At 45.8% G+C, this 15,560-nt stretch carries 11 protein-coding genes; 10 read left to right on the forward strand and 1 reads right to left on the reverse strand.

Translation table 11 applies throughout. From position 1 onward, the window contains the following. The first annotated feature begins 21 nt into the window (after positions 1-21). The 5 genes from DWX57_RS09690 to thrS all read left to right on the forward strand — a co-directional run bounded on the left by DWX57_RS09690 (position 22) and on the right by thrS (position 6,504). Positions 22-2,142: a transglutaminase-like domain-containing protein gene (locus DWX57_RS09690; protein ID WP_055224557.1), complete on the forward strand. Its 2,121-nt coding sequence runs from the start codon at positions 22-24 to the stop codon at positions 2,140-2,142. 32 nt (positions 2,143-2,174) lie between these two features. After that, positions 2,175-2,882: an AzlC family ABC transporter permease gene (locus tag DWX57_RS09695; RefSeq protein ID WP_004851386.1), complete on the forward strand. Its 708-nt coding sequence runs from the start codon at positions 2,175-2,177 to the stop codon at positions 2,880-2,882. Next, positions 2,882-3,190, forward strand: a complete 309-nt coding sequence (locus DWX57_RS09700) for an AzlD domain-containing protein (protein WP_055147111.1) — start codon at positions 2,882-2,884, stop codon at positions 3,188-3,190. Before DWX57_RS09695 ends, DWX57_RS09700 begins: the two co-directional genes overlap by 1 nt. Before the next feature lie 90 nt (positions 3,191-3,280). Beyond that, positions 3,281-4,300, forward strand: coding sequence for a S66 family peptidase (locus tag DWX57_RS09705; RefSeq protein ID WP_119998726.1), 1,020 nt, complete (start codon positions 3,281-3,283; stop codon positions 4,298-4,300). A 440-nt stretch (positions 4,301-4,740) separates the two neighbouring features. Then, positions 4,741-6,504 carry a threonine--tRNA ligase gene (thrS, locus tag DWX57_RS09710; protein WP_022216928.1) on the forward strand — a complete coding sequence of 588 codons (1,764 nt, stop codon included), beginning with the start codon at positions 4,741-4,743 and terminating at the stop codon, positions 6,502-6,504. A 336-nt stretch (positions 6,505-6,840) separates the two neighbouring features. Here the strand turns inward: thrS and DWX57_RS09720 are convergent, their stop codons facing one another. After that, entirely contained in the window at positions 6,841-7,275 is a 435-nt protein-coding gene (locus DWX57_RS09720; RefSeq protein ID WP_015534027.1) for an RrF2 family transcriptional regulator, read from the reverse strand. 504 nt (positions 7,276-7,779) lie between these two features. On the opposite strand from DWX57_RS09720, the gene DWX57_RS09725 reads away from it, so the two are divergent. From DWX57_RS09725 to DWX57_RS09745, 5 genes are all read left to right on the forward strand, one after another. After that, positions 7,780-9,090 carry an O-acetylhomoserine aminocarboxypropyltransferase/cysteine synthase family protein gene (locus tag DWX57_RS09725; protein WP_015534026.1) on the forward strand — a complete coding sequence of 437 codons (1,311 nt, stop codon included), beginning with the start codon at positions 7,780-7,782 and terminating at the stop codon, positions 9,088-9,090. 94 nt (positions 9,091-9,184) lie between these two features. Then, positions 9,185-10,114, forward strand: coding sequence for a cysteine synthase A (gene cysK, locus DWX57_RS09730; RefSeq protein WP_119998723.1), 930 nt, complete (start codon positions 9,185-9,187; stop codon positions 10,112-10,114). A gap of 223 nt (positions 10,115-10,337) precedes the next feature. Then, the gene (locus tag DWX57_RS09735; RefSeq protein ID WP_120123922.1) at positions 10,338-11,384 is read left to right on the forward strand and encodes a Fic family protein; all 1,047 of its coding nucleotides are present in this window, start codon (positions 10,338-10,340) and stop codon (positions 11,382-11,384) included. A 149-nt stretch (positions 11,385-11,533) separates the two neighbouring features. Then, positions 11,534-12,568, forward strand: a complete 1,035-nt coding sequence (locus DWX57_RS09740; RefSeq protein WP_117874825.1) for a lysylphosphatidylglycerol synthase transmembrane domain-containing protein — start codon at positions 11,534-11,536, stop codon at positions 12,566-12,568. A 133-nt stretch (positions 12,569-12,701) separates the two neighbouring features. Continuing rightward, positions 12,702-15,488, forward strand: a complete 2,787-nt coding sequence (locus DWX57_RS09745; RefSeq protein WP_120123925.1) for a translation factor GTPase family protein — start codon at positions 12,702-12,704, stop codon at positions 15,486-15,488. Positions 15,489-15,560 lie beyond the last annotated feature (72 nt).

Consider the following 15,560-nt stretch of genomic DNA (forward strand, 5'->3'; position numbering starts at 1 on the left):
TAGAATTACAGAGGTGTGGAAGTGAGAGTTGTTTTGGGACTGGCTGTATGGGCGTTGTCGCTTGGTATGACATACCTTGTGGGCGATATCGCATACAGCTCGGATATAAATAAATATATGGACTCCACCAATCTTGTGGGTGCGTATATCATAGGAAGTCTGGTGATAGCACTGGTTTATTCTCTGTGGTACATTTTGAGAAAAGAACAGAGGATACTGGATATTGTGGTTCCGGTTACTGTGTTGCTGGGATGGGGGCTTGCCAGAAGAAAGCTGCTCTATGCCGGAGGAAAGGGCATGGTATACAGCATAGCATATGATCTGAAAAAGGTTTATGGGATAAAGACAGGACTCATAGATCTTGACTATGTCAGTGTGAGTGCTGTGACGGAATTTGTGCTTTTTATAGTGGCGGTGTCAATGTTCTTTGCCACTTATATGATATACAGGTGTAACAGTCTGATGATAGCTATCGGACTTGCATTTTTGTTTATGCTTGCTGGCGCAACACTCAGTGTACCTGTGAGTGCACCCGGAGTAGTGCTTACTGTATTGTCACTTATCGTGGCGAGATATGTTCTCATGAGAATGGGACAGCCGCTGTCGGTGGTGTGGAACATTGCAGTTCCTGTGACGGTATTTGCCGCGTGCCTTGTTGTCACCCTTCTTGTATATGACAGCGTATACGACAGAGGTGTGAAGGAACAAGGGAAACTGCTCGACATGGTGGACAACATGGAATATTTTCTGTCGGGGGAAAGTAACAAAGGATATTCAGGTTACTATAAGGTGGATGATTCTGAGGTCAATCCCGGTGATGAAGTTGTGGATGAGATAATCAGGGAGGATAAGCCTCAGGGAAATCTCTACGTCAAGTCGAGAAGCTATGTTACATATGAGAATGGGTCATGGCACGGAAGGGCGGATGGACACAGCCCTGATGATGAGGTCATGGTGTATTATGATAAGGACACATTTGCAAGATACGAATCAGAGATACAGGGATATGCGCCAGATAAGAAGTTTTCCAATGAGGTCATGGACAAACTGGTGACATATATAAGACAGCATATGTCATATACCACAGCACCAAAGAAATTTACCGAGGGTGAGGATCCGGTCAACAGTGCGATGTATGACGTTCATGAGGGATATTGTGTTCACTTTGCTTCTGCGGCGGCGGTGGGCTTCAGGATACTGGGAATCTCCACCGTGTATAATACAGGTTATGTGGTGCCGTCGTCTGCGTGGATAAAGCAGTCGGATGGAACATACCGTGCGGTGGTTCTGGATAAATACAGTCATGCGTGGATTGAAGCGTACAGTGAGGATGCCGGTGACTGGGTGATCGTGGATGCCACACCGCTTGGAGACAGGGCAGATACTTTGGGGATACCGAAGGAACCGGATTACAGCGGTGATAATACTGCGGACAATTCATCGGATGATACAGAGGAGCCGGAGACTTCTGAGGAGACTTCAAGTCCGGATGTAACAACGGAGGCGACAACTGATTCGACAACCCAGATGTCAGAGAATACAGAAGTCACTACGGAGACGGATGGTGATTCTTCAAATGGCACAGGAGAAAATGGCAATCAGGTCGATGTCCCGAATGATGGCAGTGGAGATGCGCAGTCGGGATCACCAGGGGATGCCGGGGATGGTCTGTCGGAGCTTGTACAGAACAGAGTGTTCAGAACAGTTGTTGTTGTGCTTGCCGTGATACTGATATTGTGGGGCGCAGTCATCTTCAGAAGAAGGACGATAGTTGCGCGCAGGAGACGCAGGCTTGTGGGAAGAAACAGGATATCAGCTATATACGAGATGTCCACGGCGATGTATGATATGATGGTGTTTTCTGGTGCCATAGAGAACGTCAGTGAGAACGACACGGAGTATGCCGACACTGTCACGGAGTCGTGCAGCTTTATAAAGGGCGATGAGTTCACAGAGTTTATAAAATGGGTTCAGGCTGCTGTATACGGACGCGTTGAGCCGGATGACAGGCAGATCGCGGCTGCCAGAAAGCTGTATACAAAGGTAAGGGCATACACATATCTTGGCCTTGGGTTCAAGGACAGATTTGTGTGGAAGTATGTAAAGTGTTACGACTGCGGAGGACGCAGAAGGAAGAGATAACATAATTTGTCACGAAAGAAGTAGTATTTAAGATGGAATTTAGAAAAGGGTTAAAGGATGGAATACCGATAGCACTGGGGTATTTCGCAGTAAGTTTTAGTTTTGGTCTGCTGGCGGTAAAGGGCGGACTCACAAGTTTTCAGGCGGTCATCATAAGCCTGACAAATGTAACCAGTGCGGGACAGTTTGCAGGACTCAAGATTATCCTTGCAGGGGGAACGCTGGTTGAGATGATACTCACCCAGTTCATAATCAATCTGAGATATTCTCTCATGAGCCTGTCACTTTCACAAAAGCTTGGGGAGGCAGTTGGAATCAAGGAGAGACTCGTAATAGCATTTGCAAATACTGACGAGATATTTGCGGTGGCGATGGGCCATGTGAAGGAATTGACATTTGGGTATATGATCGGCCTTCAGCTGCTGCCGATAGTTGGCTGGACAGGCGGAACCCTGTTCGGTGCGATTGCCTCAGGACTTCTTCCAAAGTCAATCAGCAGCGCACTCAGTCTGGCACTCTACGGAATGTTCGTCGCCATAGTCATGCCGGTTGCCAGGAAGTCCAGACCGGTTGCCATAGTGGCACTTGTGGCTGCTGCCATATCATGCGTGTTGTATTACGTTCCGATATTCAAGTTTATATCAACTGGAATTGCCATAATCATAAGCACGGTGGCAGCCTCTGTGATAGGGGCTATATTCTTCCCAGTGGGAACTGCTGAGAAAAAGGAGGTGCAGTGATGAATATATACATATATATAATAACCATGGCGGTCGTCACCTACCTCATAAGAATGGTGCCGCTGGTGGCGTTCCGCAAGAAGATAGAGAACAGATTTGTCAATTCATTTCTATATTATGTGCCGTATTCATGTCTCACGGCGCTGACACTTCCGTCCATTTTATACAGTACGGAGAGTATCATAAGCGCTGTGTGTGGATTTGTGGTAGCACTCATACTTGGAATCAAGCAGAAGGGGCTTATAGTTGTGGCTGCTGCGGCGTGTGTGACGGTGTTCGTGGTTGAGTGGATATTAAAACTGATGTAGAAATCTATGATGTCTGGGGATTTGGACCGGATGGCTGAATATGATAAAACGATAAGAAGGAGGTAAGCAGGAAATACCTGTGTATGATATATGAGATTTCCGAAATTTATAAAAAAGGGCGATGCGATAGGTTTCGTTGCGCCATCATTTGGCTGTGATACAGAGCCGTATAAGACTGCATTTGGCAGAGCGCAGGAGAACTTCAGGAATATGGGTTTTGGTATACAGATCGGACCAAATTGTTATACCGGTGAGGGCATAGGAATCAGCAACAAGCCGGAGCTGTGCGGTCAGGAGATAAATGACTATTACACATCGGAGAAGAACGATGCACTCATATCCTGCGGCGGCGGAGAGCTCATGTGCGAGATACTTAACTATGTTGATTTTGACAGACTGAGGGCAGCAGATCCGAAGTGGTTTATGGGATATTCGGACAACACAAATCTCACATTCCTGCTCACGACATTGTGCGATACGGCGTCCATATATGGTCCGTGTGCGGCGGCATTTGGACAAGAGCCGTGGCACCGATCAGTTGCGGATGCTATGGCGGTCCTTCAGGGACAGAAACTGTCATTTGCCGGATATGACGGATGGGAGAAGGAATCCCTCAGGGATGAGGAACATCCATTCTTGCCATACAACATCACAGAGCCAAGAGTGATAAAGGGCTATCCTGAGAAGTTCCAGGTGAGCGGGCGAATGATAGGCGGCTGCATGGACTGTCTGGTGAACCTTATAGGAACAAAGTTTGACCATGTTGGCGAATTCCTTGAGAGATATAAGGATGATGGATTTATCTGGTTCCTCGAGTCCTGTGATCTGAACGTCATGTCCATAAGACGAGCCATGTGGCAGATGGACAACGGCGGATGGTTCAGATACTGTAAGGGCTTTATGATCGGCAGACCGCTGCAGTTCGGACAGGAGATGATGGGCCTTGACCAGTATCAGGCTGTGCTGGGGATCATAGGAAAATACAATGTGCCTGTCGTGATGGATGTGGATCTCGGACATCTGTCACCGATGATGCCTGTGGTATGCGGCAGCATGGGAACTCTTATGGTGGACGGCCAGGATATGAGTCTTTCCATGGAAATGAGGTAGAGAGAAGTCTGTTGGCTGTTTGATTGGCTGAAAAAGGCTGAAAATGGTTGAAAAAATAAAGGCAAAAAAATAAAAAATACTATTGTGAAAAAAAATATATCGTGCTACACTAGGTGGCAGATAAGACAAAGGCATAGACGGAAAGAGTAGTGTGGTGGATGCATCCAGAGAGAGCTGCATATGTGAATCGGACTCAGATATGAATCAGACGTGAGCCAGAACATATGGTGGGAGCAGCTTATGATATATCACATGAAGACCACTCCCGAGCCGTGCGCGATATAAGCGTCACCGCGTAGCTGCGTTAAAGGCATAATTGAGTTAAAAGTTAAGGTGGAAACGTGCATACGCACCCTTAGATAGATTATATCTAAGGGTGCTTTTTTAGTTGTTACATGCAATTTATTTTCACTTTATAAGAAGTAAGAAGGAGAACTGACATGGTTAATTTCAAAGAAGACGAACAGCTTAAGACACTGAATCATTCCTGTGCACATCTTATGGCACAGGCTATCAAGCATCTGTACCCACAGGCAAAGTTCTGGGTAGGACCGGTAGTTGCAGAAGGATTCTACTACGATGTAGATCTCGGCGATGACGTTATCAGAGGCGAGGAAGATCTCGCAGCCATCGAGAAAGAGATGAAGAAGGTTGCCAAGAGCGGCAAGAAGATCATCCGCAAGGAGATATCCAAGGAAGAAGCTCTTGAGATGTTCAAGGATGACGAGTACAAGCTCGATCTTATAAATGGACTTGAGGATGGAACAATCACATGCTATGAGCAGGGTGATTTCACAGACCTCTGCCGTGGACCTCACGTAGACAATGTAAAGCTTTGCCGTAACTTTAAGCTCATCAGACATTCAGGAGCTTACTGGAAGGGCGACAGCAAGAACAAGGTTCTTCAGAGAATATATGGTGTGTGCTTCCCTACAAAGGAGGAGCTTGAGGAGCATCTTCAGTTACTTGAGGAGGCAAAGGAGAGAGACCACAGAAAGATCGGCAAGGACATGCAGCTCTTCATGGTCGATGACCTTGTAGGACGTGGACTTCCAATGTTCCTTCCAAAGGGATATACAGTATGGCAGGAGCTTGAGAACTACATCAAGCGCAAGGAGAGAAAGCTTGGCTACCTCCACGTTATGACACCTTGTGTAGGTACAGTAAACCTCTACAAGACATCAGGTCACTGGGATCACTACAAGGACAACATGTTCCCGGCAATGGAGATGGAGGGAGAGTCATTTGTACTTCGTCCAATGAACTGCCCGCACCACATGATGATATATGCAAACAAGATGCACTCATATAAGGATCTTCCTATCAGGATCGCTGAGATCGCACACGACTTCAGATTTGAGGCAAGTGGTACACTCAAGGGTATTGAGAGAGGAAGACACTTCTGTCAGAACGATTCACATATATTTGTGACACCAGACCAGATCGAGGAAGAGTTTGCAGGAGTTGTTAAGCTCATATTTGACACATACAAGGATTTCGGAATCACAGATTACAGATGCGTACTGTCACTCCGTGACCCAGAGGACAAGGTAAAGTATCACGATGACGATGAGATGTGGAACAAAGCAGAGAATGCACTTAGAAAAGTTCTTGATGATATAGGAATCGATTACACAGAGGAGATCGGTGAGGCTGCATTCTACGGACCAAAGCTTGATGTAAATGTTAAGCCGGCCGTAGGAAATGAGTATACACTCTCGACATGTCAGCTCGACTTCTGTCTGCCAGCTAAGTTCGATCTGAAGTATATCGACAAGGACGGCGAGAAGAAGACACCTGTAGTTCTCCACAGAGCTATCCTTGGATCTCTCGACAGATTCATGGCTTACATCCTTGAGGAGACAAAGGGCAATCTTCCAACATGGCTTGCACCTGTACAGGTAAGAGTTATGCCTGTAAAGACAGACAACGAGGATCTTATGGCTTATGCTCACAAGGTTGTTGATGCCCTTGATGCCATCGACGTTCGTGTAGAGCTTGATGACAGAGCAGAGAAGCTTGGTTATCGTATGCGTGAGGGTCAGGTTCAGAAGGTTCCATACCTTCTCGTAATCGGATTCAACGAGGCTGAGAACGGAACAGTATCATACAGACTCCACGGTGAGGCTGACACAACAGTTCTTCCACTTGACGAGTTCGTACAGAAGATCGACACAGAGATCAAGACAATGGCTCACAAGTAAGAGCGAAAATTTTACACCACAGGTTCACTTACCCTGTCCGCAAGGACAGGGTATTATTTTTGTAAATAAATGCATAATTTGAGGGAGGTATATGATCTCTGTGAAAAATATGGTGAATAAATAGATAACAGGTATTATATGTACCGTGAGGAACACGGATTTGAGATGCCGGAAGATGTGTTCCCTGGGGATGGTGTAAGGCTGTATGTTGAGAAAGTTGTACGGATTTTGAAGTCAAAATATAAAAATATAACAAAAGCATGTATATATGAATCCCAACTGCCCTGCTGGAAATCATATATACATGCTTTTATGCTTTGATATGGTAAATGTGCTTTAAATGCAATAGTTATCTGCCGCCTCAGGTCTTTCTGCCACAAGGTCAGCGATGGTGGTGGTGTCTACCACGTCCCGGATCGCTTTGTCCAGTCTGCGCCAGAGACCTATGGTGGAGCATCTTGCCTCGCGTTCGCACTGGAATTCATCTGCATCAAGGCACGCAACAGGAGATATGCCGCCCTCAGTGAGCCTTAAAACCATTCCAACAGTTATGTCCTCCGGTGCTTTCCTTAGAAGATAGCCTCCCTGCGGTCCTCTGGTGCTCTTCACCAGCCCGCCGGAGTTCAGCACAGAAGTGATCTGCTCAAGGTATTTCTCGGATATTTCCTCCTGTGCGGCAACATCCTTGATGCTCACTGGCTTGCCGTCTGTCCTCGATGCTATATTTATAAGAAAACGCAGAGCGTAACGCCCTTTTGTGGATACTTTCATAATATAAACCTCCCAAATGCCTGTATTTACTGATGATTTCACATCATTTACACGTCTATTATAACATCTGAAAAAAAACAATCAAGATAATTCATAAAAAACCTATTGACAAAGTGGGAATTAGGCTGTAATATACAGCTATGCTTAATTCATAGTTTCCGAGTAGGAATTATGTGAAAAGTAAAAATAATCACAGAAATGATACGATCAAGTCAAATTCCAAAGACGAAAATCGAGAAAGAGGTGTTGATATGCTGGGAAGTACATTTAAACCACAGTACCTTAACGAAGACAGACGAATGTGTTTCATAGAAGTCATGTGTTGCTGCTGTTAAAGCGAACACAGAACAAATAATCATGACACAGATATAAATAACAGATCATACATAATAGACAGAGAATAATAAAGAAGAGTATAATGCCACATGAGCTCATATACATGACAAGATGAATGGGCAGGTGCGCATGACAGATAAAATATTTGAATTTAAGGAGAATAAGATCATGGCAAAGAAGACAAGAGCAGAGAGAAATTTAAAGTTTGAGACATTACAGTTACACGTAGGACAGGAGACAGCAGACCCGGTTACAGATGCAAGAGCGGTACCAATCTACCAGACATCATCATTCGTATTCCACAACTCACAGCATGCAGCTGACAGATTTGCACTCAAGGATGCCGGCAACATCTACGGAAGACTTACAAATCCAACAGAGGATGTATTTGAGAGAAGAATCGCAGCCCTCGAGGGTGGCGTTGCAGCATTGGCAGTTGGTTCAGGTGCAGCGGCAGTTACATATACAATTCAGAACCTTGCACTTGCAGGAGATCACATCGTAGCAGCAAAGAATATCTACGGCGGAACATACAATCTCCTTGCACATACACTCAAGGATTACAATGTAGATACAACATTTGTTGATCCACTTGATCCACAGGCATTTGAGGATGCTATCCAGGAGAACACAAAGGCTCTCTACATCGAGGTCCTTGGAAATCCTAACTCAGAGGTTTCAGATATCGAGACAATAGCAAATATCGCTCACGCACACAAGATTCCACTTGTGATCGACAGCACATTTGCAACACCATATCTCGTAAGACCTATCGAGTACGGCGCTGACATCGTAGTTCACTCAGCAACAAAGTTTATCGGTGGACACGGAACAACTATCGGTGGCGTCATCATCGACAGCGGTAACTTCGACTGGAAGGCATCAGGCAAGTTCCCACAGCTCACTGAGCCAAATGAGAGCTACCACGGTGTAAGCTTTGTAGACGCAGCAGGTCCTGCAGCATTTGTCACAAGGATCAGAGCTATCCTCCTCCGTGACACAGGTGCTACGATCTCACCAATACACTCATGGATATTCCTTCAGGGACTTGAGACACTGTCACTCCGTGTTGAGAGACATGTATCAAATGCACTCAAGGTAGTTGAGTACCTGAACAACCATCCGCTTGTTGAGAAGGTAAATCACCCTTCAGTATCCACAGATCCTGAGCAGCAGAGACTGTACAAGAAGTACTTCCCTAACGGCGGTGGTTCGATATTCACATTTGAGATCAAGGGTGACGCAGAGACAGCCAAGAAGTTCATCGACAACCTGGAGATATTCTCACTTCTTGCAAATGTCGCTGATGTTAAGTCGCTGGCTATCCACCCGGCATCAACAACTCACTCAGAGCTGAACGAGGCTGAGCTTATCGATCAGGGAATCAAGCAGAACACGATCAGACTTTCAATAGGTACTGAGAACATAGACGATATCATCGAGGATCTTGACGAGGCATTCAAGGCAATTCAGGAGTAATATATTTGCGGTGCGGCTTGCGACAGATATACTTGGTTTTCGCACCGCAAATCATATATTAAAATTTTGCAGTTAGAAAGAGAGGTTTTATACAATGAGCAATATTTATAAGAGCGCAGCAGAGCTTATAGGTAAGACTCCACTTCTGGAGCTTTCAAACATAGAGAAGAAGAATAATCTCAAGGCAAATATCCTTGCGAAGCTGGAGTACTTTAACCCAGCAGGAAGTGTTAAGGACAGGATCGCATTCCAGATGATCGAGGATGCGGAGAAGGACGGCACACTTAAGCCGGGCGCAACCATCATCGAACCTACATCAGGCAACACAGGTATCGGTCTTGCATCCATAGCAACAGCAAAGGGTTACAAGGCGATCATCGTTATGCCTGAGACCATGAGCGTTGAGAGACGTAACATTATCAAGGCGTACGGTGCTGAGATAGTTCTCACAGACGGAACAAAGGGAATGAAGGGAGCCATCGCAAAGGCTGATGAGCTTTCAAAGGAGATCCCTGGCAGCTTTGTAGCTGGACAGTTCGTAAATCCATCCAATCCAAAGGCACACAGACTTACAACTGGTCCTGAGATCTGGGAGGACACAGACGGCAAGGTAGATGTATTTGTAGCCGGTATCGGAACAGGTGGAACTATCACAGGCGTTGGCGAGTACCTGAAGGAGAAGAATCCAGATGTAAAGGTCATCGCTGTTGAGCCTGCCACATCACCAGTCCTCTCAAAGGGCGTTTCAGGAGCACACAAGATACAGGGAATCGGTGCAGGATTTGTTCCTGACACTCTGAATACAAAGGTATATGACGAGATCATCGCCGTTGAGAATGATGACGCATTTGTAGCAGCAAAGGAGATCGCATCAGCAGAGGGAATCCTCGTAGGAATCTCATCAGGTGCAGCTTACTTTGCAGCAAAGCAGATCGCAGAGCGCCCTGAGTATGCAGGCAAGAACATCGTAGTTCTTCTTCCAGACAGTGGAGACAGATATTACTCAACTCCGTTATTCGGCTAAATGGATAGATAGTAATTGCTGTGATATAGAATTTATATGAAAAAGCCACCACATCGTGTTTTGATGTGATGGCTTTTTTGAAAGTACCCTTAATTAGCTGCATAAATAGTATACAATTGGATAACCTTAAAACTGATAGAACTTTGAGGGGAAATGCCCTTAATCGGGTTGACTTTCCCTTAAAATGTGCTAATATTTAAGGGAAAAGGAGTAAATTAAGGGAATGAGAACTTTTAATTACAGTAAAATAAAAGAAGAAAAATGGGATTCTGAAGTGCTTGGACTCATAGCTGCAATATATAGATATGCAGGTAAACAGGAACTGTATTTAAGACAGCGTCCAGATGAACTGGATAAGCTTGTGGAGATAGCAAAGATCCAGAGCACGGAGGCGTCCAATGCTATAGAGGGTATAGTCACAACAAATACAAGAATAAAGCAGTTGGTTGAGGAGAAGACCACACCGAAGAACAGAGCCGAGGAAGAGATAGCAGGTTACAGGGATGTGCTGGGGGTTATACATGAAAGCTTTGATGCAATACCTATAACTCAGAATTATATACTTCAGCTGCATAAGATGTTGTACAGTCATATGAATAACCCATTTGCAGGAAGAACAAAGACGGTGCAGAATTATATCAGCGCAACTTATCCTGATGGGCAAACGGAAGTCCTGTTCACGCCGATGGCTCCATTTGAGACACCGGAAGCGCTGGACAGGATATGTGGGGAATACAACAGGGTGATCGGTAATTTCGAGGTGGAGCCGCTGATCGTCATTCCTGTTTTCATACATGATTTTCTGTGCATACACCCGTTTAATGATGGCAATGGCAGAATGAGCAGACTGCTCACAACGCTTCTGCTATATAGAAGTGGATTCTATGTTGGAAAGTATATTTCTCTTGAGGCAAAGATAGCGGGGAATAAGGAGTTATATTATGAGTCGCTTGGGAAAGCCCAGGCAGGCTGGCACGAGGGCACAGAGGACGTGATCCCGTTTATAAAATATCTCCTTGGGACAATACTGGCTGCTTATAAGGATTTTGATGAGCGCTTTGAAATCGTAGAGGAAAAGTTGCCGGCGATTGAGATGGTGCGAAAAGCAATACTGCTGAAAATAGGAAAGTTTACAAAGCAGGATATAATGGAACTTTGTCCGTCTCTCAGCATCAGTTCGGTAGAGGGAGCACTCAGAAAACTCGTAAAAGAGGGCGATATAGGCAGAGGCGGTACAGGCAAGTCTACCTATTATGTCAGAATGAAATAACAAATGCTTGTTTTTTTCACCTTAGCTTGTTAATCTATTGTACGAAACATGAGATCAGCCGCTAATTGCCGGTGCATTTGAGATGGTGGGCAGATTGGGATAAGACTGATCTGAATGAATTGATATTAGGGGAAAAGGGATATAAGACTATGAAAAAACTATCAGATAGACAGAAAACACTTATAAAATGGTTGTGTGTGCTGGTGCTGGTCGGACTTATCATATATGTGTTCCGTGACATGGCAGGCCCTATAATGTCGCAACTTGTAAAGACAAGTCCTGTGGTCGTGGCAGCTATTCTAGGAGCGACACTTTTATACGGAGTGATAGAGAGCTGCATAACGTTTATCCTCATGCGACAGGTGGAGAATAATATGACATTTTTCGATGCAAATATTATGACGTATTTTGTGTCATTTTACAGGGTGTCAACGCTTGGGAGCGGTACCATAGTGGCATCCACATTGTTCATGAAACACTGCAGAATACAGCCGTCGAAAGCGCTTGGTCTGTACTCTATTGATTATGCGATACACAAGATGACCATATGTGTTATGGCGGTGGCATTGTTTCTTGCGAACAGAGAATATATGCTTGGAGTATTTGGCAAATACAGTTCATATGTTGTCCTCGGCGTTATAGCGACCATACTCATAACGATGGCGATAGTGCTCTTTGCGTGCTGGCCGCCGTTTCACAGATTCCTCAGATGGCTTCTTGAAAAAGCTGATGCTTTGTTTAAAGGACGATTTGCAAAGCAGATTGACAGTTTAAGTGGGCAGACAGCTATGATGGAGGATGCCACCAGGGTTGTACTTAAGAAACCGTGGCTTATAGTGGTAGTCATGCTGCTTGATATATGCAAGTTCGCGTGCTGGTTTGCCATACCTTATATAGTGTGTCACAACTTGTGTGATATGAATATTGTCACGTCAATAGGTATAACAGCCATGAGTGTCATGCTGGCGGCAGTCATTCCTATGCCGGGAGGAATCGGATCAAGTGAGCTTGTTATGACAGCGATCTATTCGGGACTTGTTGGTTCTGCTGCAGCCGGAGCCATGGCACTTCTCTACAGATTTGCCACATTCATGTTCCCTTTTATCATAGGTGCATTTACAGCCATATTCTTCAAGAGGTTCAAGCGATATAAGGCGGCGCAGAATGAAAAACAGGGAATCTAGTATGGCGATAGTATGGCGGATACAGACTCATAGCTGAACCGTTAAATGAGTTTATAAAGAACCGATATATATCAATGGTTAGCAAGATGCGTGGCAGGTGATATATATCGGCAGGTGAAGGGAAAAGATACATATGAAGAACATAGTCGCGGGCATATTGGCCCACGTTGATTCAGGCAAGACCACACTCTCCGAGGCGATGCTATACCAGACTGGACGTATTAGAAAGCTTGGACGTGTGGATCATCAGGATACATACCTTGATACAGACAGTCAGGAAAAGGACAGGGGAATCACGATATTTTCCAAGCAGGCGGAGCTTAACTTTGGTGATATGCATATAGCACTGCTTGACACTCCAGGACATGTGGATTTCGGAACGGAGATGGAGAGGACTCTTCAGGTCCTCGATTATGCAGTTCTGGTCATCAATGGCATGGACGGTGTTCAGAGCCACACGGAGACTCTGTGGAAACTGCTTGAGAGATATGAGATTCCTGTATTTATATTTGTAAATAAGATGGACATGACGGGGTATGACAGGGAGTATCTCATGGACAATATCAGACACAGACTGAGTGATGGCTGTGTCGATTTTTTATGTGAAGATGCTGGTGAACACATAGCCATGTGCGATGAGAACATGCTGGAAAGATTCCTCGAGACCGGGGAAAACCGGGAAGATGACATAGCTAAGGCTGTGGCATACAGAAAGCTCTTTCCTTGTTATTTTGGTTCGGCACTTAAAAATGATGGTGTGGCTGAGCTGCTGGATGGAATGAACAGATATGTGACAGAGCCTCGGCGAAGGGATGAATTTGGCGCGAGGGTATTTAAGATCGGCCGTGATGACAAAGGAGAGAGGCTGACCTATATGAAGATCACAGGGGGAATCCTGAGACTAAAGGATGTACTCACGCTTACAAGCAGACAAGGCGAGGAAACACTTGAAAAGGTAAATCAGATAAGGGTATACTCCGGTGCAAAGTATGACATGGTGGATCATGTCACTGCGGGCTGTGTATGTGCTGTTCCGGGACTGGTGAATACCTACGGCAGACAGGGAATCGGTGCCTGCCCGGATGGAGAGCTTCCAAGTCTGGAGCCGGTTCTCAGCTATAAGGTCATGTACCCGACTGATGTGGATGCGGTCACGATGGTGTCAAAGCTCAGACAGCTTGAGGAAGAGGATCCATTGCTGCAGGTGCAGTGGAATGAGGCAGCCGGTGAGATATACATCAAGGTCATGGGCCAGGTGCAGCTGGAGGTCGTGGCGCAGATGGTCAGAGACAGATTTGGCATAGCCATCACGTACGGTCAGGGCAGGATATCATATAAGGAGACGATTGCAGCTCCGGTCATGGGAGTGGGACACTTTGAACCGCTCAGACATTACGCTGAAGTACATCTGCTGCTTGAACCTATGGAAAATGGCAGCGGTATGTGCTTTGACAGCATTTGCAGCGAGGATGTACTGGATAAGAACTGGCAGAGACTGATACTCACCCATCTTCAGGAGCGTGAGTTCAGGGGAGTGCTTACGGGATCGCCAATCACGGATATGAAGATAAGCATCACTGCGGGGCGCGCACATCAGAAGCACACTGAGGGTGGAGATTTCAGACAGGCGACATACAGGGCGGTGAGACAGGGCCTTATGATGGCGGAAAGTGTCTTGCTGGAACCTGTGTATGCATTTAAAATAGAGGTACCACAGGAGTATGCCGGAAGGGTTCTTGCAGACATAGTGAAGATGAGCGGAACTATGGACGGTCAGGAGATATCCGGTGAGACGACAGTCATCATGGGACATGCCCCGGTATATACCATGAGAGAGTATTACAGTGAACTCACAGCATTTTCCAGAGGTACAGGCAGGCTTCAGGTGGATATAGACGGATATCAGCCGTGCCACAACACCGAAGAGGTTCTGGCTGAGAGACATTATGATCCTGAGCTTGACAGGTTTAATCCATCATCATCGGTATTCTGTGCCCATGGTGCAGGTTATCTGGTTGATTGGTACGATGTGTATGAGAACATGCATGTGAAGGAGGATCCGGGATTTGAGATCTCAGGTCAGCAGGGATATACAAAGGATGGTGATGTTACGGATATTCCGGTGAACAGACCGGGAAAGAGCGTGTCGGATATGTCCATCACGGACGAGGAACTCAGCGAGATATTTGCAAGGACATTTGGCGGAGATTACAAGGATAAGGATGTGGCACTGAACGGAAGATTCAGGAGAACTACATCTGAGTATAAGGTAAACGGAACTTCCGGCAGAGGAAGTGATGGCATAGCCGGAAACGGTATGTCTGCTGGTGCCGCAGGGACCTCGGTCCAGTCTGAATATCGAGGCGGTGCACGGTACAATAGAAGTCAGTCGAGAGACAGGCAGCCCGGAAATGGACCGTTTGTGGGCAGCAGACCCGCTGATAGAGGTATAGCCACGCCTGGAGCATTCAAGCGCAAAAAGAGTGGCGAGGACTATGTCATAGTGGATGGCTACAACGTCATATTTGCGTGGGATACACTTCGGGAACTGTCGGAGCACAACATAGACTCCGCCAGAGGTAAGCTCATGGACATACTGTCAAACTATCAGGGATATATGAACTGTAAGTTAATAGTGGTATTTGACGGCTACAAGGTGAAGGACAACAAGGGCGAGAGATTCCCTTATGATGATATAGAGGTGGTGTACACCAAGGAGGGTGAGACCGCGGATGCGCATATAGAAAAGCTCACACATGAGCTTGCGAGAAAGCACAAGGTCACTGTGGTCACATCGGACGGACTGGAGCAGATAGTCACCATGGGCCAGGGTGCAATCCGCATGTCCTCAAGAGACTTCAAACTAGAGGTCGAGAGAGTGAACGAACATTTGAGAGAGAATTATTTGAAAAACGATTGAGAAAATTTGATCAAAACAATTAAGCTGAACTATTTGATTCTGGCTTATTTGATAGATACTTAAAAGGAAGAA

This window comes from Coprococcus sp. AF19-8AC, from assembly GCF_003603115.1.
In the GTDB taxonomy this organism is placed as follows: Bacteria; Bacillota; Clostridia; order Lachnospirales; family Lachnospiraceae; genus Coprococcus; species Coprococcus aceti.